We start from the raw sequence: 24435 nt of genomic DNA on the forward strand, positions 1-24435 counted from the left end.
TTAGAAACACATTTCTAGAAATTTCCAGAGGAATATGTGGCTGCTTATAGCTATGAAAAAGGATGCAAAATAGGAAATACTATGGGCTTAGTTTGTTCTATCCTACACATACCCATATCCCATATCCCCTCTAACGGCTACGAAAATCACTTGTTAGTCTTGACACATGTTTTGGTTCAAGGCGTTTCCATAAGCAACACCATAGGTTTCTTTATCAACGTTAGAAGATAAAGAGCTGACGTGTTAAGAGAATCTGCTCAATAATAAATAGAAAAAAACTCTTATGAGACAGAAGATTCTGTCTCATAAGAGTTTTTGTTTTTATTCTTGATTTTACAACAGTTGACGTTGGTAAATAAAAATAGTTTCCTTTTAAATACTAAACCTTTTAAAAACACATTCTTAGAAATTTTTGGAAGTATATGAGGTTGCTTATAGCCATGAAAAGGATGTAAAAAAAGGAAACACTGTGGGCGTACGCCCAAGTGTACGCTTGTAAGCCTTGAGACGCGCTTTTCGACTCAAGGGCGGTCCCATGGCGTTCCATAAGCAACCCCCCAGGCCGGAAAAAATTTTCTTACCAACGCTAGAAGATGACGATTCTGTATGAAAGGATTTGCTTATTAGTCTTCTTCCTCAGCTGCTAAAGCTTCAGGATAATGTTCTTTTACAATATGGTAACAACGAGCACAAAGTGTTGGAGCATCTTCAAATGATCCTACTTCTTCGCTGATGATACGACATCTTTCACACGTTTCACCATGTGCATGTTCGATCGTAACAGCTACATCTGCAAATTTACGAGCTGACTCAGGTGCAGCTTCATAACTATCTGCTATTTCTAATTCAGAAATAATCAATAACTGACCGATGTTCGCAGATAAGTTGGTCAACAATTCTTTTACTTCTTTTGTTGGGTAAAGCGTAACTTTTGCTTCAAATGATTTCCCAATCACTTTTTCATTACGCGCTTCTTCTAAAGCTTTCAATACATCATCACGAACAGCCATAAATGCTTTCCAGTCACTTAAAACAGCGTCTTGATTCTCGAATGTTTCTACTTCAGGCAACTCTGCCAATTGAACAAACTCTTCTTCTTCTTTCAAGTACTTCCAGATTTCTTCACTTGTGTGTGGAAGAATAGGTGTCAATAAAGCTGTTAATTTAGCAGCAATGTCATAAAATACTGTTTGCATAGCACGACGGTCATGGCCATTTTCTAAATCAATGTACACGACATCTTTAGCAATGTCTAAATAGAATTGTGACAAATCCACTGTACAGAAATTCATCACTGTTTGATAAATTCCTTTGAAATCATATTCTGCATAAGATTTTCTGATTTTTCCTACCACTTGGTTGAAACGAATCAACATATATTGATCTAATGCATTTAAGTCTTCATAAGCTACTGCATCTTCGGTTGGATTAAAGTCAGATGTGTTGGCCAATAAGAAACGCATAGTGTTACGGATTTTACGGTACCCTTCTGATACTTGTTTTAAGATATCGTCCGATACCCTTACATCATATTCATAGTCTACACTAGATACCCATAGACGAATAATATCTGCACCCATTTGTTTGATCACTTTATTTGGAACAATAACATTTCCAAGTGATTTGCTCATTTTACGGCCTACTCCATCCATTACAAATCCTTGAGAAAGAACATTCTTGTATGGAGCTTCTTCGTTAACCGCTATAGACGTTGTTAAACTTGAGTTAAACCAACCGCGGTATTGGTCTGATCCTTCTAAATACATATCAGCTGGGAAGGATAATTCTGGACGAGCTTTTAATACAGCTGCATGCGATGATCCGGAATCAAACCAAACATCCATGATGTCTTTTTCTTTTGTAAATTCATTGTTTGGACTGCTAGGATGTGTAAATCCTTCAGGCAATAAGTCTTTTGCCTCACGCTCAAACCAAACATTAGATCCAAATTCGCCAACTAAACCAGCTACATGATCGATAGTTTCAGGAGTGATAATCGGTTCTCCATTTTCACCGTAGAAAATCGGCAATGGTACTCCCCACACCCGTTGACGTGAGATAACCCAATCTCCACGATCGCGAACCATATTGTAGATGCGTGTTTTTCCAGATGGATGCAACCAAGTGACATCATTCTCAATGGCCTCTAAAATTTGAGCACGGAATTTGTCAATTGACGCGAACCATTGTGGAGTTGCTCTGAAAATAACCGGTTTTTTCGTTCTCCAGTCATGTGGGTAGCTGTGAGTAAAGAAGTCTAATTTCAACAAACTTTCCTTTTCATCTAACCATTCCGCAATTTTTTTATTGGCATCATCGTAGAAAATGCCTTCCAAACCAGGAGCTTCATCAGTGAAACATCCTTTATCATCGATTGGAGAAAGAACACCTAATTTGTATTTTTGACCCACGATGTAGTCATCTTCCCCGTGTCCTGGAGCAGTATGAACTAATCCTGTACCCGCTTCTAAAGTAACGTGATCGCCTAAAATGAGTAAAGAAGTACGGTCATACAGTGGGTGTTGAGCGGTCATGTATTCTAAATCTTTACCTTTGATTTCAGATAAGATTTCTACATTTTCCCAGCCGATTGCAGCAGAAACATCTTTTAACAAGTCTTTTGCTACAACGTATCTTTTACCATCCGCCTTTACCACTGCGTAAACGTAGTCCGCATTCACGGTAATAGCTAAGTTAGATGGAATCGTCCACGGTGTAGTCGTCCAAATAACAAAAGAAGTATCTTCATCTAATAGACCTTTTCCGTCTACCACTTTAAAAGCAACATAAATACTTGGTGATTTTACATCTTGGTACTCGATTTCAGCTTCAGCCAATGAGGATTCACTGGAAGGTGACCAATAGATTGGTTTTAATCCTTTATAAATATAACCTTTTTCAGCCATTTTACCGAATACACGAATTTGTTCTTCTTCGTATTCAGGAAGTAACGTAACATATGGATTTTCCCAATCTCCAGCCACTCCTAGACGTTTAAAGTCTTCTCTTTGTTGGTTGATTTGTTTCCACGCATATTCTTCACAAATTTTACGGAATGCGGCTTCTGACATTTCTTTACGTTTTACACCACTATTGGTAACAGCTTGTTCAATTGGTAATCCGTGAGTATCCCAACCAGGAACATAGGGTGAACGAAAGCCACTCATGCTTTTAGACCGGATGATGATATCTTTGGTAATTTTGTTTAATGCATGTCCCATGTGGATATTTCCGTTTGCATATGGAGGCCCATCATGTAAAATAAACGTTGGTTTTCCAGCGTTTTTTTCTTGTAGTTTTTCATAAACCTCTGCATCTTTCCATTCTTGTTGCCATTCTACTTCACGAACCGGTAAATTTCCGCGCATTTTGAACTTAGTTTGACCTAAATTCAATGTCTCTTTCATTTTCATTATCATGAAATCCTCTCTATTATTGTATTCTTATTGGTTTTGAATGATTCTTCCATAGAACCTAAAAAAGCACAAAAAAAGACCTCTTCCCAAAAGGGACGAAATCTTCGTGGTACCACCCATAGTTCAAGAAAAGAGTGTTCTTTTCTCCTCTAATAATTGTTAACGCCAATCAAACGATTAATTTTACTTAAAGTTCAAATTAATACTCATGGAGGATCTTACAACAATAGGGACTTGTTAGACTCACACTGTTCTCTAACTCGCTGTAAAGTATATTGCTGCTTTCTGTTCCAATCATTGTTCTAAACTATTTTAATAACGCCTTGTTTTATAAAGGTAATTCTACTGCTGGCATATTGCCCTCTTCATACTCTTTTTTCTCTGCTTCATCTGATGCAGCCTGAGAAACATTTTCTGAATCTGCTGATTCAACGTCTGCTGTTTCTTCTTCTGAAGAATCATCATCTGTTATTATAGCTTTTTCAACATCTACTGGCAACTGTTTTTCTTCAGTTTCAGTTTTTTGCAAAAATTCTTTTACAGTAGGAATTTCAATGACTTCTTCTAAATCACTTTTCAGTAATTCATCCCACTCGTTATTTTTCACCATTTCCAATTGTGACTCAATCATCAACTGCAAACGTTGTTTAAAGACACGACTTTGTTTTTTTAATTCTTCCGTTTCAGCCGTAATTTTTCTTGCTTTTTCAACTGAATCATTCAATAAACGATCTGCATTATTTTCAGCTTCTTGTAGAATAATAGCAGCTTCTTTATCCGAATTTACTTTTAATCGGTCTGCGGCTTCTTGCGCCACAAGAATTGATTTGTTTAATGAATCTTGAATATTGTTGTAATGCTCCACTTTTTCTTCAGAAAATTTTAATTTCTTTTCCAATTCTTTTTTGTCTTTTAAAACTGTTTCATAATCTCTGATGATTTGATCCAAAAAGTCGTTTACTTCGTCTTGATCGTAGCCGCGCATTTTTGTCGGAAATTCTTTATTATGTATATCTAATGGTGTTAGTCCCATTATTGACACCTCCAAAAGTAAAATTAGTTGATAAGTAATCATTGCCTATTTGAATAAAACACCTAACACAAGCTTCCACTTGTCTTTCTTGCTTTTTCCTTCGATCTCTTGTATCTGAAAGCGTCCAAATCCGCGTATAGAAACAATATCCAATAGATCCAATACGAAATCTGGTCGTTTCATCTCAGTCCAATTTACTTTAATATGCCCTGATTCTATCATTTGTTTTGCTCGTTGTCTAGAAATCTTGAAGACACTCGAAATCAGTGTGTCGATCCGCATAGACGAGACTGTATCGTGTACAATAGTCCAACTGTCTTTAGGAACAATCAGTTCTGTGTAATTGCGTTCTTCTAATCGAACAGAGACGCGCCCTATTTTATCGATTTGAGAGATAACGTAATTTTTGATGGAGTCATCAATAAAAAATTGCCATCTTTCTCCATCAGAAATAATATCTCCGAAAAATTCTCTTTTGATTCCACTGGAAAGTAAAGTTCCTAAAATTTTCCCATGAGACATGGTAGCGAATTTAGTAGGGTAATTTACTTCATACAGTTTAACGTTAAAGTCTTCTTGTCTTGGTTCAAAATAAGCAGGGCAAATAAAAGCACGGTTTCTTTCAGAGGCTTCATATCCTCCGAAAGAATACAGTTTGATATCCATATTTTTACCGATGATCGATTCTAAAATGTAATATTGTCTAGGATCTAAAAAGTTTGTCAATACGGGTGTGTATTGATCCTCTACTTCTCTGACCCATTCTGCTACAGAATCAATAAACGGTATTTCTTCTTTTCTAAAATGCTGATAGACATTTTCAATCACTGCGACCTACTCCTTGCTTAAAAAAGAATTAATCGATAAATGAATATAAAAATACTGTCCAAGCCCCTACTTACCAAGTTCAGCGCAAGTAAAGCTACAATACCTGATATACTGATCATTCCGATTGGTGGAATGAATCGTCTAAATATATCAAGATACGGTTCACAGACCTGAGCCAATATTTGGCCCAACTTTGATTGATAGGCATTTGGAAACCATGACAATAGTATATAAATGATCAATAACACAGAATAAATTTCTAATGCTGCTGATAAAACTTGATGTAGCGTACCTAATAAATTTAACACTGCTTAAAATTCCTCTCTATTAATAGATCTCAAGATCATCGAAGCTGTTTGATTGGTCTAAGACACCATCAATTTCTACATTTTTAGGTGTGCAAAGAAAAATTTCATTTCCTACTCGCTGCATGTCTCCTTCAATGGCATAAATAGTTCCCATTAAAAAGTCTACAATTTTTTTAGCTTCATTTTTTTCAATTCGATTGAAATTTAAAATCACAGCTTGATTAGCTAGTAACAGATCAGCAATTTCTTTTACTTCCGAATAAACTCTTGGCTCAACAACAATAATTTTCCCTTGCTGTTGAGGTTGATTGATAGAAACTACATTGCTTGGTTTTTTCGTATCTTTGCGTACATTCATGGCAACTGAACTTCCTTGTCTATTGGATACTTGAGGTTGTTGTTTCGTATTTTTTACTTTGGTTTCTTGTTCCATTTCTTCCATGTAAAAGGATTCCTCTTCATCATCTAAACCAAAAAAACTATTCAATCGGTTTATCATTCCCATTTCAAACCCTCCTCAGTTAAAAAAAATTAGGTTTTATCAGCTTCTATTTCGTTAAAAAAAGCCGATCCAATACGAACAAAAGTGGCTCCTTCTTCTATAGCAATGGGATAATCTTGACTCATTCCCATACTTAATTCTGCACATGGAGCATACTCTAAATCAAGTGATACGATTTTTTCTCGCAATTTTTTTAAATCACTAAAGGTTTTTCGAATCACTTGTTCTTCAGCCAATTTGGGTGCCATGGTCATTAAGCCGACGATCCGTATTTTTTCAAACTTGGATAGTGCCTCAATCGTCTCTATTACTTCATCAGATGAAAAACCACTTTTAGATTCTTCACCTGAAACATTTACTTGTAAAAAGCAAGAGACAGGCTTTTCAGCTCTTTTCTCAATCTCTTCAGCTAAAGACATTCGATCCAGCGAATGCAAATAGTCAATCCGATTAATGATCTGTTTTACTTTTCTTGTTTGAAGAGATCCAATGTAATGCCAGACAATTTCCTTTTGCTGTAGAACTTCTTGCTTTTGAATCAATCCTTCTGGTCTGTTTTCTCCCAGATGTGTGTAACCGAGCGATACAACTTTTTCTGCCTCCTCAATAGACACATATTTTGTCACAACTACAACACGAAGATCAACTCTATCACGGTTTGAAATATCCAGTGATTTTTTCAGTTGATCTTCTATATCGTGAACATTTTGTTCTATATGGTTCATTTACTTCCGTCTTCTTCTAAAGAATGGAGGAGTATCTAAACTATCTTGAGGCGTTTCTTTTTTCTCTTCTGTTGCATGGTCTCGGTTTGAAGGTTCAAATTCAGTTTTTTCTTGATCATCAAAAATAGTCGTATCCGAACTTTGTACATTACGGTTGCGTGTATTAGGCTCGCGACGAATATCCCAATCAGCAAATGGATCATTTTGTTGATTGTCCGAAGTACTTTCTGGAGCTTGCTGGCCGCGGTTTGAAGCAGGCTTAGTACGAACTCGGCTGTTTTGAGCTACTCGTTTATCAGCTTCTGTAGTATCGATCCCAGTAGCAATAACCGTTACGATAACTTCATCCCCTAATTCTTCATTGATAGAAGTACCAAAGATGATGTTTACTTCAGTTGTTGAAGCAGAGGATACAATATCAGAAGCATCTTGTGCTTCAAATAATGTTAAGTCTGAACCGCCAGTAATGTTTAACAAGACAGATTCTGCTCCGTCAATAGACACTTCTAGTAAAGGAGAAGAGATCGCTTTTTTAGTGGCTTCAACAGTACGGTTTTCTCCACTTGCTGTACCAATTCCCATTAATGCAGAACCTTGATTTTCCATAACTGTTTTAACGTCGGCAAAATCCAAGTTTACGTAACCAGGTGAAGTAATCAAATCAGAAATACCTTGTACACCTTGGCGTAAAACGTTGTCCGCTTCACGGAATGCTTCCAGCATAGGCGTTTTTTTGTCTACAATTTCCAGCAGACGATTATTTGAGATTGTCACTAATGTATCTACGTATTCTTTCATTTGAGCTAAACCTTCAGCAGCAAAACGGCCACGTTTTGGTCCTTCAAATGAAAATGGGCGAGTGATCACACCAACCGTCAAAGCGCCTTGTTCTTTAGCTATACGAGCCACAATAGGAGCTGCACCAGTTCCGGTACCTCCACCCATTCCCGCAGTAACAAAAATCATGTCTGCTCCTTTTAAGGATTCAGCAATTTGTTCTTCACTTTCTTCAGCAGCTTTATGTCCAATATCAGGATTTGCTCCTGCACCTAGTCCACGAGTCAATTTTGGTCCAAGTTGAATTTTAGTTTCAGCATTTGAATTTGCTAAGGCTTGCAAGTCTGTATTGGCTACAATAAACTCTACACCTTTTACGTTATCGCTAATCATGCGGTTTACTGCGTTGTTTCCCGCTCCACCTACACCAATTACTTTAATAACAGCTCCACTAACTGGTGCTGTGTCGAATTCTAAGTCCATCTTATTTCCCCCTACTATCTAGTTGATTTCTTTTTAGTCTCTTTACCGTTTAATCGAAAAAGTTATTGAACATTTTTTTCATTTTGAATACAAAACTATCTTCTTCATTCTTAGGTTTTTTAACGGGTTTTTGCTTGATTGAGTATTCATTCGCTGCATCCTCACGCTGTATTTCAACAACCGATTGGCGAGGTGCAGAATCCGTCTCAATATTGAATCCTGTTGCTGTTTGATTCGCAATTCTTTGAATATCGTTTAACTTAGCTTGATACTCTATTAAACCAATACTTGTTGTAAAGGATGGATAACGCATCCCCATATGATCAGGGATGTACAGCTTAACATTTACTTCAAATATCTCTTTAGCTAATTCTACCATACCTGGTATAGATGCTGCACCACCAGTTAACACAATTCCGCCCGGTAGTTCTCTGGCTCTTACAGAATCCAATTCTGTTTTGATGGTCTCAAAAATTTGTACTACACGAGCTTCAATGATTTCAGATAAATACAATTCAGTTATTTTCACTGGATCTGTTTTTCCAACAACTTCTACTGGGAAGGATTCTTCTGCTGAAGCTTCAAGAGAAGTTGCATATCCAAAATCACGCTTTATTTTTTCTGCATTCTCTAATGTAGTATTTAGTACAATCGAAATATCTTTTGTAACATATTCTCCACCCTCAGGATCTACAAATGCAAATTTCAATTGATTATCATGGATAACAGAAGCAGCAGTTTGGCCGCCCCCCATATCAATCAAAATAGTCCCAAAGTCTCTTTCACCACTAGACATACTAACTGTACTAGCAGCTAAAGGCTGTAATACAATATTTTCAATTTGCAATCCCGCTTTTTCAACACAACGTTTAATGTTATGTACAATGGTTTTTGGTCCTGTGATCATTGTGGCATGCATTTCCAAGCGAACCCCTATCATTCCACGAGGATCTTTAATACCGTCAAAACCGTCCACAATAAACTCTTCAGGGATAATAGCTAAAATTTCACGTTCTGGAGGAACGGATTTTACCATAGCAGCCCCAATAGTATTGCGTACATCTTCATCCGTAATTTCACGATTTTCACCTGAAACTGCAATCATTCCATGGCATGTCTCAATTTCTGTAGATGTACTTTGAGTTCCAACGATAACGTTATAAATATCAACATTTGCTTTTTTTTCGGCTTGTTTAATCGCTTTCTTGATCGATTCTACCGTTTTATCGATATCAACTATGATACCTCTGCTTAATCCTTCAGATTTTTCATTTCCTACTCCAATAATATTCATTTGTCCATTAACATATTCAGCTACAACAACTTTTATTGAAGTGGTTCCAATATCTAAACTAACATACATCTCAGAATTTCTCATAGATTGAAACCTCCTAGCTTTTAATTTCAATTTAATTATTTGTTCTTGACTTATATAAATACAATTCTACCATACTTGTGACCATTTTTTGAAGATTTTCCTGTAGATTACAGATTATTTTTATTAAATACATCAGTTTGGTTTGCTTGGAAATACTGAATTTCATTATTCCACTATTTCGTCATTATTTTCTGATTCTGTCACAGGCTCTTCTTGAGTATTTCCAGCTTCTCCAGACTCCTCTGAAGAGTCATCAACCTCTTTTTCAAATGGTACAAAATATCCCCCGACTTCTAAATTGATGACTCCTTTTTGGTTGCCGATTTTTTGAACCATATCAGGATAGTAATTCATCTTTTCAGCAAAAGTAGGCAAAGTTGCCACTACTTGATTTCCATCATTCATGTAAACTGTCACCAGATACTGATCAGTGTCGCTTGGAGTATGTTCAATTTCAGAAATGCCGTTTTGTACGGAAGTATTCAAGGAGTTGTATTGTTCAATCAAATGGTTTAAAGGTTTCCCTTCAGAAAAATTTTTAAAAATTGGATTGTTGCCCATTGAAACTTTTCTGCTTTCATCTACAATTTTTCCATTTTCTAAAATGGGAAAATACTCGTTATCCTTATGCGAATAAGCAATAATTTTGTACTCATCAATTTCGATTAAAACATCATTCCAACCTTCTAGATTTAATGCGACTGTTTTTACTTGTGGAAGCTCATCCAAAATAGCTTTTTCAAAGACCTCATCATTCCATAAAGAATCCCACAAGGGTAATCCAGAAGTCAATTGACTGGAATTAATCACTTTTTGATCTGTGACATCATTATTTCCATCAACTGATAAAGTTCCTATTTTACTTAGCGGAGAAACGAAGTAAATAACGATCAAAATTGCACATAAAAACAGTAAAAGAAGCGGAATCAAACGACTATACATCTTTTTTTGCCGCTGCTTTTTTAACTTAGGCAAATGTTGTTCCAATGTCTGAGTTTCTTTTATCGTTTTTAGTCCCTTGCTTGAAGAGGACTCACGTGCATGGTTGTTTTGATCTTTATTTTTTTGATTCATGTGGAATTTACCCATGACATATCATCCTCCTTAACAAGGTTAATGCGAAGTGATTTCGTTGATCACTTCAATCAGTCGATCCGCTGCATCTGGGACACCGATTTTTTTAGCTTGTGACGCCATTTCTTTTCTTTTTTCCGGATGGTCCATCATTTCATCAATGGTTTCAAGTAAGAATGCTGCAGTCAATTCTTTTTCTGTAATCATTTTAGCTGCATCATGTTTGACTAAACTTTTCGCATTACTTGTTTGATGATCATTGGTCACAATAGGACTTGGAATCAAAATACTAGGCAATCCTAGTGCTGTCAGTTCTGCTAATGTGGTTGCCCCGCTTCTGGAGACAACTACAGAAACATTCGCGAATATTTCCGGCATATTGTGGATATAAGGCACTACCGAAACGTTTTCGCTTGTTCGGCCAATGAGTTTAGTGAAAGCCTCATAGTGAACCTCTCCTGTAGCAAATAGAACTTGATAGTCTCTTTTAGCTAGTTCAGGTAAGGATTCTACAAACGCTGTATTGATCGCTTTTGCGCCACGACTTCCTCCAAAAATCAGTACAGTAGGTACAGCAGGTTTTAAATGATATTCGCCTAGCGCATCTGAGGGCAAGATTCCAGCGACTTCTTGAGCTCTTGGGTTGCCAGTATAAACTACTTTGGAAGGGTATTTGCTGAATTCAGCTTCGGCTTCCTCAAAACATGTAGCGATTTTATCCACATAACGAGCCAGAAACTTATTCGTTACCCCAGCAATACTGTTTTGTTCATGTACAATAGTTGGAATGCCTAATTTGGCTGCAGCATACACTACTGGACCGCAGACATATCCCCCTGTACCAATAACCACATCAGGAGCAAACTCTTTCACGATTTTTCGAGCTTTAAAAATACCTTGTAAAAATAATTGAATCGTTTTTAAATTTTTTAACGACAATGATCGTTTGAAACCTTCTACTTTTACCGCCTTAAAAGGAATCCCTGTTTTTGGAACGATTTTACTTTCTAATCCTCTTTCAGTTCCTACATAGAGGAATTCGGTTGTCGGATCAATCGCTTTTAAACGTCTCATTAAAGCTAAGGCAGGATAAATATGCCCACCTGTACCTCCACCTGATAACAATACTTTCATTATAAATGTAAGACCACTAAAAAGGTCTATTCCTCCTCTTCTTCTACGTTTGCAATTAATTGTTCTATAGAGTGAATAAAGGCATCTCCTCGTACTTCAAAGCTGCGGTATTGATCCCAACTTGCACAAGCAGGTGACAATAGAATAACATCTCCAGCTTCACTAATATCGTAGGCAGCAGGAACTGCTGCTTCGACATTTTGTACAGACAAAATCGTTGGTACCCCAGCTGCCTCACCAGCTTCAGTTATTTTGCCAGCCGTTTCTCCGAAGACGATCAATCCTTTTATACCCTTCAGTTGAGGAATCAAGTCATCAAAATCATTCCCTCTATCTAATCCGCCAGCCAACAGAATAACCGGTAGTTTAAAACCGTTCAATGCATTGATCGTAGCTAAAGAATTGGTAGCTTTAGAGTCATTATAAAATTTTCTTTCTTTAAATTCCGTTACAAACTGAGTACGGTGCTTCACTCCAGCAAAATTGGCCAACACTTGTTGGATAACTTCATTGTCCTGTCCCATTAATTTAGCAACTGCAATAGCTGCCATGGCATTTTCCAAATTATGCTCACCTGGAACTAAAATACCTTTTTTATCCATGATGACTTCGTTTAAGTAATAAATGGAATCTCCATCAATATAGACACCCTTTTCAACCTTGCCTAGTCTAGAAAATGGAATGATTGTAGCTTTACTCACTTTTGCCAATTCCCGTAGTTCAGGTTGATCCCAGTTGACGATTAAATAATCTTCAGCCGTTTGATTTTCTGTGATTCGCATTTTAGCTGCTACATATTCATCTCTTGTTCCATGATAGTCAATATGAGCAGAATGGATATTAGTGATTACTGCTATATGAGGTCTAAAAGTAGTGATACCCATCAGTTGGAAACTAGACAATTCCATTACAACAGTATCTTTATCTGTTACATTTTGCGCAACTTGACTTGCTGGAGTTCCAATATTTCCTGCTGCAAAAGCTTTTCCATGTGTACGTTTGCCATTCAGCAAATCTGTGATCATTGTTGTTGTAGTGGTTTTACCATTTGTTCCTGTGATCCCAATAATAGGACTTTCTGCAACTTCATAAGCCAATTGGACTTCCGTTAAGACAGGAATGCCTTTTTCGATTGCTTTAGCCACAATTGGGTTATTGTACATAATCCCTGGATTTTTCACAACAAATTCAAAGTCTTCGTCCAACAATTCAACAGGATGTCCGCCAGTAACGACACGAATTCCATCCTCCAACAATTCTTGTGCTTCTGGATTTTCTTCAAAACTTTTATAATCGTTCACAGTCACTAATGCTCCAAGTTTATGCAGCAGCTTAGCTGCATTTACTCCACTCAAAGCCAGTCCTAAAACCAATACTTTTTTATTTTGATACGTCGTTACATCTTTCACGCGAAATCCCCCAGTTCTCTTTCAATGTTAAAGTACAATCCATAGAGTAAGCAGTGCCATCACTAATCCAACTGACCAAAAAGTCAGCACAATTTTCCATTCACTCCACCCACTCATTTCAAAGTGATGATGGATAGGTGCCATTTTAAAGATTCGTTTGTTTCTAATTTTTACAGATCCCACTTGCAGAATTACCGAAGTAGTTTCCATAATAAAAATCAATCCTACTAAAAGAAGTGTCCATTCTTGCTTCAACAAAATAGAGACAGCGGCAAGCCCACCTCCTAAAGCTAATGAACCAACATCTCCCATAAATATTTTGGCCGGTTTTTTATTAAACAGTAAAAATCCGATTAATCCACCAATAACGGCTAAACAAAAAATCAAGACATCTGTTTGTTGTTGATGGAAGGCAGTAATAGCGTAAGTTCCATAAGCTACAATACTGGTTCCTGTTGCCAATCCATCCAAACCATCTGTTAAATTAACGGCATTTGAAAAACCGACTAGCCAAAAGATAATAAGTAAGCCATAGAACCAGCCTAAATTAACACCGCCTAAACCAGGAAGGGTTAAGTCACTCGGAAATCCCTGTATACGGTAAACAATATAAAATAACAGCCCTCCTGCTACTTGACCAATCAATTTTTGTAATGATGTTAAACCAAGGTTTCTCTTTTTGATCAATTTAATGTAATCATCCAAGAAACCTAGAACTCCATATAAGACAAGAATAAACATCAATAAACCTAAACTAACTGTAAAAACATTTTGCCAAAGACCACTCCAGATCATAGTTACGATTCCTGAGATGATAAAAACGACTCCGCCCATTGTCGGTGTTCCCGTTTTTACTTCATGCCAAGTCGGTCCTTCTTCTCTAGTAGTTTGTCCTAGTTGTTTGACTCTGAAATACCCGATAACAAACGGCATCAAGATAAGTGTGATTGCAAAACTACTAACTGTTGCAAGTAGCATTTCTTCCCATTGCATAATGATTCGCTCCTAATTTTGCTTTTCATCAGATTGCCTGTCCATCTCTTTGGACAAAGCCCAAGATCATTCTCTTGTTCTCCTTCTGACTTAAAAAACGTGTTTTTTTATGGAGATTCTAGTACAATTTCAATTTGACTTTCCTCAGTCAACAAGGTATTCGGTTCTAAACTTTGCTGAGTGACATAACCATCTCCACTAAAAGTAAACTCTATCCCTGTGATTTCAGAAACTTTTAATACGTCATTTTTTGACCATCCTGTCATATCTGGCATAGTCATCGCTCCATTGGTTAACAGAATAATGCGCTGGTCTTCAATAACGGTCTCATCCGCCAAAGGCAATTGCTGTACTATTGTATCACCATTTCCCACTACGGTCACGTTTAATTGCATTTCTTCTAATTTTGTTAACACGTCGCTTTTGGCTTCACTAGTGACTTTTGGCATGACAATTTGATTCTCTAATCCATTTTGAGCTTCGTCGTCTAAATGCAGGTATTCCAAACCTCTTTTCATTACAGGTTTAAATATCGAAGCCATAATATCTGTAGTTGTTACAGTTGGGTCATTAACAGTCGGGCGTTCCATAGTAATGTACATGACTAATTCCGGATCATCTGCCGGAGCCATTCCCACTACTGAATAAAGAAAATTTTTGCCTCCACTATAGTATTTTCCTGTTTCTGCATTGTAAATTTGTGCAGTTCCGGTTTTAGCTGCAATCTCATATCCATCAATCGCATACTTTTGACCTGTTCCATTTTCGTTGTATACAACTTCTTTTAAATATTCCAACGTTTGATCAGCCGTTTCTTTTGAAACAGGAGTGCCTACTACTTCCGGCTCTACAATAGTTTCTGCTCCTGTGTTTGGGTCCACGTATTTATCAATGAATTGTGGTTTCATCATTTGCCCATCATTCGCGATGGCACTAAATGCTTGCAACATTTGTAAAACCGTTACTGTGAGTCCTTGTCCAAATGCCGTATTAGCTTGATCAATGGCTCGTTTGTATTTGTTTGAACCTGCATTTTCATTGTATAGTCCGGATTCAGTCGATTTGCCTATTCCAAATGCATCCATGTATTCTTTCCATGTTTCAGCACCCATTTGTTGAGCAAGTTTTACAAATGCTACGTTACTAGAACGTGCTAAGCCTTCCAAATAAGTGATTGTTCCCCATCCATTGCGGTTAACATCTCGTATAGGTATTCCAGACACTTCAATGGAACCCGATTCAAAATAAGCATTTGGGTTAAAGACTCCTTCGTTTATTGCTGCTGCAAGAGTCAATGTCTTTAAGGTAGATCCTGGCTCATAAGTATACTCAGCCAGCAAATTCATCCATAGTTCATCGATTCCTTCTTTAGTCGTTCCATTAAAAGAGGGACGCTGAGAAGTTGCAATGATTTTACCTGTTTTCGGATTCATCAAAGTAGCCGTCATTGCCACTGGATTGTATTTATCATCTACCTCTGTCATCACACTTTCCAGTAAAACTTGCATTCGTTTATCCAATGTCAAATAAATGTCTACCCCATCTACAGGATCGATCACTTCTGCTTCTTCATTCGGCAAAGCATATCCAAAACTGTCTTTTTGATACTTCAACTTGCCATCTGTTCCGGTCAATAAATCATTGTAGGTCTGCTCGACTCCCATAAGACCGACCATTTCTTTTCCAGTTTCCGCTTCTCCATCCTCTGCAGTAGGCAATTGTGCCACACCAACTAAATGTGAGGAGAATACTCCATTAGGGTATAGACGAGTAGGCGTTTCTGTAAAAAAGATCCCTGGAAGGTCAGCGGCTTCAATATCACTTTTAATATCATAAGTGAGGTTTTTACCTGCTGTTCCAAATTCAACCTGACTTAGGTCCTGATTCAATTTTTGCAAAATTTCTTCTTCACTCATTGATATGTATTGCGACAATGTTTCTGCAGTTTTTTCTTTGTCGACTACATATTGAGGATTTTTTTTGTTGTTTGACCATTCATCGGTTAACACTGCATACAATGAATAAGAAGTAGCATCCATTGCAACCGGATTCCCTCCTACGTCATAGATGGTACCACGGTTAGCTTCAAGGACACTACTTCTTGTATATAAATTATTCACATTCGTCTCTAAGTTTTCCCCGTTGACTTCCCCTTTAACCATAATATAAGAAAAACGGCCAGCAAATATAGCGTAGATCACTATACAGGCAAAAAATAAGAGAATAGAGATCAGCTTTCTATTTTTTAAAGGATTTCTTTTTTTCATTTCGAGACATTCCTTACATTTTCTTCATTCATTTCTAATCCATGTGCTCTAGCAATTTCATATACCCGATCGTAACGAGACAATTCTTGAACTTCTTGTTCTAGATTAGTATTCACAATAGCGATTTCTTCGATTTCTCGATTAGTATCTTGAACTTCTCGGTTCGAGGTTGCCACCATAATTTCTAGTGAAACACAGGCCACACCCAAAGAAAAAATGATTATACTCGCTACTGTAATAAGAAGTTTTTCAACTTTTGAAAGTTTTTGTTTCTTAGGTTCAGGTGTATAAGCAGGTCGTTGCTGCGGTCTTTGAGGGTATACTTGTGGTGCTTGTTCAGGCATCACACTATGTAAGTCTCTAGCTAAATTATTCTCTAATGCCATTAAGATACTTCCTTTCTTCTGAATTCTACAGGGTTATTTTTTGCTTTTCACTTGTTTTTCAGCGATTCTCAATTTTGCGCTTCTCGCTCGATTATTTTGTTCCAGTTCTTCTTCACTAGGCAAAATAGGTTTGCGGGTAATGATTTTTAGTTCAGGTATGTACTCAGTGGGTAATACTGGCAGTCCTGGAGGCAATTCAGGGCCTCTGGCACGATCTTTGTATATTGATTGGACGATTCGGTCCTCTAAAGAATGAAACGTGATCACGCTGATTCTCCCTTTGACAGTTAACAAATCGATAGCTTTTTCCAACGATTCCTCTACCGCTGACAATTCATCATTTACAGCAATCCGTATAGCTTGGAAAGTCCTTTTAGCTGGGTGTCCGCCTTTTCTTCTGGCTGGAGCAGGAATTCCCTCTTTAATCAACTCTACTAATTCTCCAGTTGTTTCAATAGGAGCAATCTCTCGCGCTTTTTCAATTTTTCTGGCGATTTGTTTAGAAAATTTTTCTTCTCCGTAACGATAAAAGATTTTGCCTAATTTTTCATAAGGCCATTCATTGACAACAATACGAGCTGTCAGTAGTGAATCAGTATCCATTCTCATATCTAAGGGTGCATCTTGATGGTAACTAAATCCACGCTCAGCTTGATCTAATTGTGGAGAAGAAACTCCTAGGTCGTATAAAATACCATCTACAGCATCAACATTTCGTTCATTCAACTCTTCTGTGATATTTCGGAAATTCGATTTGATAAAAGTGACCATTCCCTTTTCAATATATCCAGCAAGCTTTTCTTTTGCATTTGCGATAGCTGTTTCATCTTGATCAAATGCATATAAGTGACCATTTTCATTTAATTGGGACAACAAATATTCACTATGTCCCGCTCCTCCAAGTGTGCAATCTACATAAATTCCATCAGGAGAAATAGATAATCCATCTACTGTCTCATGCAGTAAGACTGTTTCGTGTTTAAATTCAGGCATCAATATCTCCCTTTCATCTTCTCGAGTAGTTAAAACCCAAAATCGATCATTTTTTCAGCGATGTCTTCATAAGATTCTTCTGCTTCCAAAGCATATTCAGACCATCTTTCATTGCTCCAAATTTCAATGCGCTCAGAAACTCCAATGACATGACATTCTTTGTCTAATTTTGCATATTGTCGTAAATTTTGAGGAATGTTGATTCTTCCTTGCTTGTCTAGTTCACATTCCGTTGCTGCTGAATAAAAGAAACGTGTAAACTGCCGAGCATCTTTTTTAGCCAACGGCAATTGCTTCAGTTTTTCTTCTAAATCAGACCATTCTTCTTGCGGGTATCCAAATAAACAGCCATCTAAACCACGAGTAATAATAAATTTCTCGCCTAAATCTTCTCTAAATTTAGCGGGCATAATCAAACGGCCTTTTGCGTCGATATTATGCTGGTATTCACCGATAAGCATGTTTACTGTCACCCCTATCATTTTTATTTAAATTCAGTCTACCACAATCCCCCACTTTCCACCACCACAATCCAAAAAAAATATCAACTTTTTCCGAACCTTATATAACGCTTCCATTACTGACATTACATTAAGATCAGAAATATATCACGAGATTTCTTTTGTCTCATTTTAGTTACTTCCGTTGAAATTTTTTATACATTTAAGAAAAAGAGGCTTTTTTTGCAATTAATGGTACGAAGTGGAGATTCTTTATAGATAGTAGTTAAACTATTTCTTCCATACTGTAATAGCTTTATAATAGGCTCTTCAGATAAAAAACGGTTCTACATCATTTGACGTTGGTAAGTGAAAAAAAATTAATTCCAAACCTTTAAAAAACTCATTCCTAGAAATTTTTAGAGGAATATGGGGTTGCTTATAGTCATGAAAGAGGATGCAATGGGAATTCCTTAACGTTAGCCTTTAGCCGTTACGCTAAGTTTGTTCTGCGCTGCGCATACCATATCCGTACGTCGCTAACGCTCTAACGGCTACGGTAACGCTCGCAAGCCTTGAGACCCGGTTTTCGGCTCAAGCGTTCCCATGGCTCTCCATAAGCAACCCCGTAGGCCGGAGAAAATTTCTTTATCAACGCTAGAAGATGAAGACCCAAAAAAAACAGAGCAGTGAGTTTATCTCACTGCTCTGCTTAAATTCTTTTATGAAGTCTGCAACTTTTCCCACACTCATCCCCTGATGCATTACTCTTTTAAAGAGAAATAACGATAGTAGTGGCTGCTAATCCGTAATATGTAATCATTGAACTGATGAAAACAAAACGCCACCAGCTTTTGAAGAATTTATAATACAGAATTTCCCCTTTTTTTACGGCTAAATACAGTAATAGTATAATGGCGAGAGTAAATATAAAAATAAGGAAATATGGGAAAAGCGACATCCCAAATGTTAAAGAACTGATGATATGGATTCCTACAATTAAATAAGGTACCAACAAGTCTGCCATTTTAACGGTTAACTGCTGCTTCATGAAGTGATGGTTAATTTTCTTATTGAAAAGCACAAATAATATTATTGGCAATAACAACAACACTATGTACATTGCAACATTAGAATCCATCCACATTTTCTTGTCCCCCGTCCGTTCTTGATCGTTTCTCTATTAAATTGTACAACATTTTCAACTTAATTACTCTAACAATTTGACAACAAAATAGCAAAAAAAATAACCTTAAGAGATATTCTCAAGGTTATTTTTCATTTATCCATTGAATCGACTATTCAATTCGATTAAGCTTCTTTAGATGCTACCTCTTTTCCATCATAGAAACCGCATGATGCACATACGTGATGGCTTTTTTTCAATTCCCCACAGTTAGGGCAAGCGTTCATACCTGGTACTTCTAATTTAAAGTGAGTACGACGTCTATTTTTCTTAGCTTTTGATGTTCTTCTTGCTGGTACTGCCATTCTATACACCTCCTTAAACAATTGTTTCATTTTCTATTTAACCTAGAAACAAGTTAGTCTTCTTCTTGATTACCGGATTCTTCTTGGTTAAAAAAATCTTTCAGATCTGCAAAACGCGGATCTATTGTTTCTTCAGATTTTTTTTCTTCTGAATAATAGTAATCTTCTTCTGAAATTACCGTCCAATTATTTCCGCTTGGCATATTATGAGCTTTCTCTTCTTCTTCAGTAAAAACTTGTAAAGGAAGATTAAGCAAAATCGTGTCTTCGATACTCTCTGACAAGTCGATCCAGTCATGCTCCAAATAGATCACAACATTCTCTTCATCAACAGGTTTTTCATAAGAATCCGATTTTGGAATATAAACTTCATCTATCACAAAATCCATCGGAAATAATACAGGTTCTAGTGATCTTGCAGAAGGAAGTGTTAATTTCAATGAAACATTCATATGAAGAATTAATTCATCATCATTAACAGTTAAGATTCCATCTAAATGAATGGGTGAAACGTCTAATATTTCTTCTTCTCTTTTTACTAAAGATTCTTTCAAATCTACGTTGTCAGAAAAGACGAATGGCTCATTTAGATATCGTTTTAATTCGTTTAGTGACCACTTCATTTTCATTTTTTTCACTCCTAAAGCAACAAAATTTATTATACTAGTGAAAAAATCCTTTGTCAAGATATTTTACCTTACACCTAAAAGTTATTTTCAGCTTATTTAAAGCATCTTTTCACTTCTTTTTTTGCAACGGTGAACGATTAAAGTCTTGGTCATCTTGATTTTGTTTCACTGCCAATTGATACACTTTACCTGCTAGAATATCCATTTCCCATAAAGAGTTGTTTTTTTGATTCAAACGACTAATGATCGGTAAAGGAACTTCTTTTTTCACTTCACTTAAATAGCGTTGCCCTTTTTCTGTAAATCCTAACACACGAATAGCCTTCGGACTTCGTAAAGCTTCTTGCATGTCTGTTTTTTTCAATTGCAGCAACACATAGATAAACAATCGTTGCAGGCGCACCCACGGGTATCGTTTTGTCTTTACCAATTCAATAAAGTGTTCAAAGGAATCGGCTTCAATTGCTTTTTGTTTCAATCGATGCTCAATACCTTCGTTCATTTGGTAAATTTCTCTTAGTTGCTCTTCTGACTGAAGGATCAGTTGATAATTTAAAAAGGGCCAAAATTTTTCCCAATTAGCAAAATCACTTTGTTGAAGGCTATCTAACGTTGCCGGCGGGACAGCTGTTTGAATAGCTGCTAATTTCTCAGAACCTTCAGCAGCTTTCAACAATACTTTTCGCAATGCCGTAGCACTTTGAAAGGGTGTATCCCCCAATTTTTCATCATGATATCCAGATCCAACACGTTTGACTGGATATAGGGTCATGGGCTTAGGATAGCGACTGTTTTCTTTCGCGTAAGCTAATCCTAAGATAGTATTCGGGGCTCCAACATTGAGTTCGTTACCTGGTATAACAGCTCTCACTGCTTGCTGCATTTGAGCCGCATAAGTCTCGCCATTATTCTTCAGCTGCCTGAACTTAGCTTCGATCTCTTTTTCATGGCGATCCCAGTTTTCAGTAAATAGCTGAAATTTCTCTCCGGTACCACTTTCAGTACCAAACGAGAGAGAATCACACTGCAGCGCTTGAAGAAGAGAAACACCGCCTTTAGCGAAATAATCAGCTGGTTGGACACTAAATGCTACCGGCAACTCAATGACCAGATCTGCTCCGGAAGACAACGCCATGTCTGCACGGTGCCATTTATCTACTATTGCGGGTTCTCCACGCTGTAAAAAATTTCCACTCATGACAACGATGATCACTTCAGCCGAAGTCTGTTTTTTAGCCTCTTGTATTTGATACCGATGTCCATTATGGAAAGGATTGTATTCGGCGATAATTCCGCAACTTTTCATAGTTGGTCCACCCTTCTCATTTCATTCAGCAAAAATGAAACCCTATTTTGTTTCTTTGCGGCAAACGAAAAACCAGCGTGTTGAATCATTAAGTATCTTTCCTTTTCCATAATCTGCAGAGACTTCAACTGAAGTAAAACCGGCCTTTTTCAACATTGAAAGATACTGTTTGATTGGATAAGTTCGTTCTTTATGGGTCTCATCAAAACGCTCGTATAAGTCGATCTCCTCTTGGTAAACAAAAAATGTTAAATCGTGTTCAATGGAATGCGGAAATTCTCCTACATAACTTTTCCATAAAAAACTGATTTCTTCGGTTTGATCGTTAAACGTATAGCCGGGAAAAATTTCATCGATCTGATGAATAGAATGTACGTCAAACAGGAACACGCCATCTTCTGTCAAATGTTGGGAGATTTCTTCAAATGTTTTTTGAACAGCTTCTGCATCTGGCAGATAGCAGAGCGAATCGCAATAACATGTCACAGCATCAAACTGTTCTACCACGCTTAAATCCAACATATTGCCAATGATAAAAGGAATCGCCATGTCTACTTCTTCAGCTCGCTCTTTTGCAAGAGCGATCATTTCAGAAGACAGATCCAATCCAGTAACCTGATAGCCTTCTTGTTTCATTTTAATGGCTAAATGACCTGCTCCGCAAGCCAGATCCAATACATTTTCGTGTGTATCAGATAGGTTTTTTTTCGTGAAATCAATCCATAAATCGTATAGCTCTTCATCCATTAAATCATCATAGACTTGAGCGAAAATATTGTAACTCATTCCGTGATCATACCGGAAATATCCACTAAAGGAGCATCGCTCCATAATTTTTCCAAGTTGTAGAATGAACGTTCTGTGTAGTGGAATACATGGACCACAACGTCTCCTAAATCGACTAAGATCCATTTAGCTGAATCTTTTCCTTCGATTTGTTTGACAGAATATCCAGCTTCTTCAACGCTGTCAACGATTGCTTCCGCAATTGCGACAACTTGTCGATCATTATTTCCATGCATGACTACAAAATGATCGGCTAAAAGAGAAATATTTCGTACATCCATTACCATAATATCTTCCGCTCTTTTATCGTCCGCCGCTTTCACTACAAGTTCAAGCAATTCTTTATTTAATTCACTCATGTCTTTCCTCCTATTTGTTTGCTACCCATTTATTGAAAGTAGCCACTGCTTTTGGGTAAATCTTTTTTTTCGTTTGAATCAAATGCATCAATGTCTGTTGCGTTTCATATGTCACAGCTGCTTCTAAATCGTTGGATGCAAGACTTCTTGCTTCGTCTACTCCAGAAAATTTTCTTCCCGGTTCAATAAAATCTGCCACATAAATCACTCGTTCTAATAAAGACATTTCGCTTCTACCAATGGTATGGTAGCGAATCGCATTTAAGATGTCTTCATCCAAGAGGTGAAACTCTTTTTTGGCTATCTCTGCAGCGCATGGTCCATGCCATATATTGCTTCCATAGTCTAACAACTCTTCTTCCAAATGTTCATCAACAATAATCAGTTCTTTCATTTCATGATCAGGTCGCTCTTTAGCGTAATCATGACAAAGAGCTGCAATACTAGCTGCTTCTACTGAGGCGCCGTATTTATCTGCTAATTGTATAGCAGTCTCTTCCACACCTAATACATGCTTGAACCGTTTGGAACTCATCTGTGTCTCCACTTGAGCTGCCAGTTTATCTCTTGACAGCGAGATGAATCGACCTGAATAAACAAGCTGTTCTGGTTTAAGTTTCATAACTATACAACCCTTCTTGATAAATGTACTCAAGAACTTTTTGAGGAATTAAATAATTCACTGTACAGCCGGTGGCAATTTTTTTTCTTAAAGAAGTTGAACTAACGGCTATTTCAGGAACATCTACCCAAATCAAAGGATATTGACTCTCAATCACATATCCCGGTCTTTTGACCCCTACAAATTGAATCAATTGAGCCAATTCATCGATCTTATGCCATTTGGGCAGATAGTTCACCATGTCTGCACCAATAATAAAATAGTATTCTGTATCTGGATTCTGCTGAGTTAACTGCAGCATTGTCTCATAGGTATAGCTTTTTCCGCCACGTTCAATTTCAATCGTTTCAAGATCAAACTTAGGATTGTCTTGAATAGCTCTTTCCACCATTTTTAACCGATGCTCAGCCGCAATTGTTTTCTTAGTATCCACATGCGGCGGAGCAGCGGTAGGCATAAAATAGACTTTGTCTAATCCCAATTGTTGACATACTTGATCGGCAATCATTAAGTGTGCAACATGTGGAGGATTAAAAGTTCCTCCAAGAATACCAACTCTTTTCTTTGTTGTGGTTTCAGCAACTGGTTCACTTAAAACCTGTGTCCGTTTCCCAGAAAAAAACGATTCTTTCACACGACTTCCACTCCTTCTTACCTGTGTGCTCTTAGACGCGTTGCGAAAGGCAGCTCACACTACCGTTTCACAACCACAACTGTTTGGAAAGAACCCTAAACTGTTGTGGTCGTGAAACGTCCGGTGAGCTAAACGCCTTTCTTCACGCTCTTGGTATTTCTAATGATACTTTACGGTATTTTTCTTGCGTCGAAGGTTTGTACAGCACAATTACTCGGCCAATTTTTTGAACGGCTTGACATCCTACTGCCTGTTCAATTTCTTCAGCCACTTCTGGAACTTCTTCATCTGAGTTTTGCAGAATGGATACTTTGATCAATTCTCTTTTTTCTAATGCTTCCCCGATTTGTTTTAACATATCCGGATTCATTCCGTTTTTCCCAATTTGAAAAATAGGATTTAAATGATGTGCTTTACTACGCAAAAAACTTTTTTGTTTTCCTGTTAAGGCCATGCTGATTC

General features: G+C 37.3%; 25 protein-coding genes and 1 other annotated feature. All 25 genes read right to left on the reverse strand.

Annotated features, from left to right (window positions below):
- Positions 1-623: 623 nt before the first annotated feature.
- The gene (ileS, locus tag ACEN4L_RS01205) at positions 624-3413 is read right to left on the reverse strand and encodes an isoleucine--tRNA ligase (protein WP_407095521.1); all 2790 of its coding nucleotides are present in this window, start codon (positions 3411-3413) and stop codon (positions 624-626) included.
- 91 nt (positions 3414-3504) lie between these two features.
- Positions 3505-3723: a binding site (T-box leader), on the reverse strand.
- Between the two features lie 21 nt (positions 3724-3744).
- Entirely contained in the window at positions 3745-4449 is a 705-nt protein-coding gene (locus ACEN4L_RS01210) for a DivIVA domain-containing protein (protein WP_407095522.1), read from the reverse strand.
- A 45-nt stretch (positions 4450-4494) separates the two neighbouring features.
- Entirely contained in the window at positions 4495-5277 is a 783-nt protein-coding gene (locus ACEN4L_RS01215) for an RNA-binding protein (protein ID WP_407095523.1), read from the reverse strand.
- Between the two features lie 17 nt (positions 5278-5294).
- The gene (locus tag ACEN4L_RS01220; RefSeq protein ID WP_407095524.1) at positions 5295-5585 is read right to left on the reverse strand and encodes a YggT family protein; all 291 of its coding nucleotides are present in this window, start codon (positions 5583-5585) and stop codon (positions 5295-5297) included.
- Between the two features lie 19 nt (positions 5586-5604).
- Complete coding sequence (locus tag ACEN4L_RS01225) at positions 5605-6090, reverse strand: cell division protein SepF (protein ID WP_407095525.1); 486 nt, start codon at positions 6088-6090, stop codon at positions 5605-5607.
- A gap of 26 nt (positions 6091-6116) precedes the next feature.
- Complete coding sequence (locus tag ACEN4L_RS01230) at positions 6117-6812, reverse strand: YggS family pyridoxal phosphate-dependent enzyme (RefSeq protein WP_407095527.1); 696 nt, start codon at positions 6810-6812, stop codon at positions 6117-6119.
- On the reverse strand, positions 6813-8072 hold the full coding sequence (gene ftsZ, locus ACEN4L_RS01235) for a cell division protein FtsZ (protein WP_407095528.1): 1260 nt from the start codon (positions 8070-8072) through the stop codon (positions 6813-6815).
- A gap of 49 nt (positions 8073-8121) precedes the next feature.
- On the reverse strand, positions 8122-9450 hold the full coding sequence (ftsA, locus tag ACEN4L_RS01240) for a cell division protein FtsA (protein WP_407095529.1): 1329 nt from the start codon (positions 9448-9450) through the stop codon (positions 8122-8124).
- A 165-nt stretch (positions 9451-9615) separates the two neighbouring features.
- Positions 9616-10539 carry a cell division protein FtsQ/DivIB gene (locus tag ACEN4L_RS01245; protein WP_407095530.1) on the reverse strand — a complete coding sequence of 308 codons (924 nt, stop codon included), beginning with the start codon at positions 10537-10539 and terminating at the stop codon, positions 9616-9618.
- 24 nt (positions 10540-10563) lie between these two features.
- Entirely contained in the window at positions 10564-11658 is a 1095-nt protein-coding gene (gene murG, locus ACEN4L_RS01250) for an undecaprenyldiphospho-muramoylpentapeptide beta-N-acetylglucosaminyltransferase (RefSeq protein ID WP_407095531.1), read from the reverse strand.
- A gap of 26 nt (positions 11659-11684) precedes the next feature.
- A complete protein-coding gene (gene murD, locus ACEN4L_RS01255; RefSeq protein ID WP_407095532.1) occupies positions 11685-13067 on the reverse strand; it encodes a UDP-N-acetylmuramoyl-L-alanine--D-glutamate ligase in 1383 nt (460 codons plus the stop codon).
- A 27-nt stretch (positions 13068-13094) separates the two neighbouring features.
- The gene (gene mraY / locus ACEN4L_RS01260) at positions 13095-14060 is read right to left on the reverse strand and encodes a phospho-N-acetylmuramoyl-pentapeptide-transferase (RefSeq protein WP_407095533.1); all 966 of its coding nucleotides are present in this window, start codon (positions 14058-14060) and stop codon (positions 13095-13097) included.
- 107 nt (positions 14061-14167) lie between these two features.
- Positions 14168-16327 (reverse strand): penicillin-binding transpeptidase domain-containing protein, encoded by a 2160-nt coding sequence (locus tag ACEN4L_RS01265; protein WP_407095534.1) that lies wholly within the window; start codon positions 16325-16327, stop codon positions 14168-14170.
- Positions 16324-16713 carry a cell division protein FtsL gene (gene ftsL, locus ACEN4L_RS01270; protein WP_407095535.1) on the reverse strand — a complete coding sequence of 130 codons (390 nt, stop codon included), beginning with the start codon at positions 16711-16713 and terminating at the stop codon, positions 16324-16326. Before ftsL ends, ACEN4L_RS01265 begins: the two co-directional genes overlap by 4 nt.
- Before the next feature lie 33 nt (positions 16714-16746).
- Positions 16747-17706, reverse strand: a complete 960-nt coding sequence (rsmH, locus tag ACEN4L_RS01275; protein ID WP_407095536.1) for a 16S rRNA (cytosine(1402)-N(4))-methyltransferase RsmH — start codon at positions 17704-17706, stop codon at positions 16747-16749.
- 29 nt (positions 17707-17735) lie between these two features.
- Positions 17736-18167, reverse strand: coding sequence for a division/cell wall cluster transcriptional repressor MraZ (gene mraZ, locus ACEN4L_RS01280; protein WP_407095537.1), 432 nt, complete (start codon positions 18165-18167; stop codon positions 17736-17738).
- A 751-nt stretch (positions 18168-18918) separates the two neighbouring features.
- A complete protein-coding gene (locus tag ACEN4L_RS01285) occupies positions 18919-19293 on the reverse strand; it encodes a DUF3397 family protein (protein WP_407095539.1) in 375 nt (124 codons plus the stop codon).
- Positions 19294-19457: 164 nt separating this feature from the next.
- On the reverse strand, positions 19458-19637 hold the full coding sequence (gene rpmF, locus ACEN4L_RS01290) for a 50S ribosomal protein L32 (protein ID WP_407095540.1): 180 nt from the start codon (positions 19635-19637) through the stop codon (positions 19458-19460).
- A gap of 53 nt (positions 19638-19690) precedes the next feature.
- Positions 19691-20266, reverse strand: coding sequence for a YceD family protein (locus tag ACEN4L_RS01295; RefSeq protein WP_407095541.1), 576 nt, complete (start codon positions 20264-20266; stop codon positions 19691-19693).
- 109 nt (positions 20267-20375) lie between these two features.
- Entirely contained in the window at positions 20376-21572 is a 1197-nt protein-coding gene (locus tag ACEN4L_RS01300) for a nucleotidyltransferase (RefSeq protein ID WP_407095542.1), read from the reverse strand.
- Positions 21573-21614: 42 nt separating this feature from the next.
- On the reverse strand, positions 21615-22358 hold the full coding sequence (locus ACEN4L_RS01305) for a class I SAM-dependent DNA methyltransferase (RefSeq protein ID WP_407095543.1): 744 nt from the start codon (positions 22356-22358) through the stop codon (positions 21615-21617).
- Positions 22355-22717 (reverse strand): ribosome silencing factor, encoded by a 363-nt coding sequence (rsfS, locus tag ACEN4L_RS01310; protein ID WP_407095544.1) that lies wholly within the window; start codon positions 22715-22717, stop codon positions 22355-22357. Before rsfS ends, ACEN4L_RS01305 begins: the two co-directional genes overlap by 4 nt.
- Before the next feature lie 10 nt (positions 22718-22727).
- The gene (yqeK, locus tag ACEN4L_RS01315; RefSeq protein ID WP_407095545.1) at positions 22728-23339 is read right to left on the reverse strand and encodes a bis(5'-nucleosyl)-tetraphosphatase (symmetrical) YqeK; all 612 of its coding nucleotides are present in this window, start codon (positions 23337-23339) and stop codon (positions 22728-22730) included.
- Positions 23329-23973 (reverse strand): nicotinate-nucleotide adenylyltransferase, encoded by a 645-nt coding sequence (locus tag ACEN4L_RS01320; RefSeq protein ID WP_407095546.1) that lies wholly within the window; start codon positions 23971-23973, stop codon positions 23329-23331. The genes yqeK and ACEN4L_RS01320 overlap by 11 nt, the downstream gene beginning before the upstream one ends.
- A gap of 142 nt (positions 23974-24115) precedes the next feature.
- Positions 24116-24427 (reverse strand): ribosome assembly RNA-binding protein YhbY, encoded by a 312-nt coding sequence (gene yhbY / locus ACEN4L_RS01325; protein WP_407095547.1) that lies wholly within the window; start codon positions 24425-24427, stop codon positions 24116-24118.
- Between the last annotated feature and the right edge of the window lie 8 nt (positions 24428-24435).

This window comes from Desemzia sp. FAM 23988, assembly GCF_045528365.1.
Classification (GTDB): domain Bacteria; phylum Bacillota; class Bacilli; order Lactobacillales; family Carnobacteriaceae; genus Desemzia.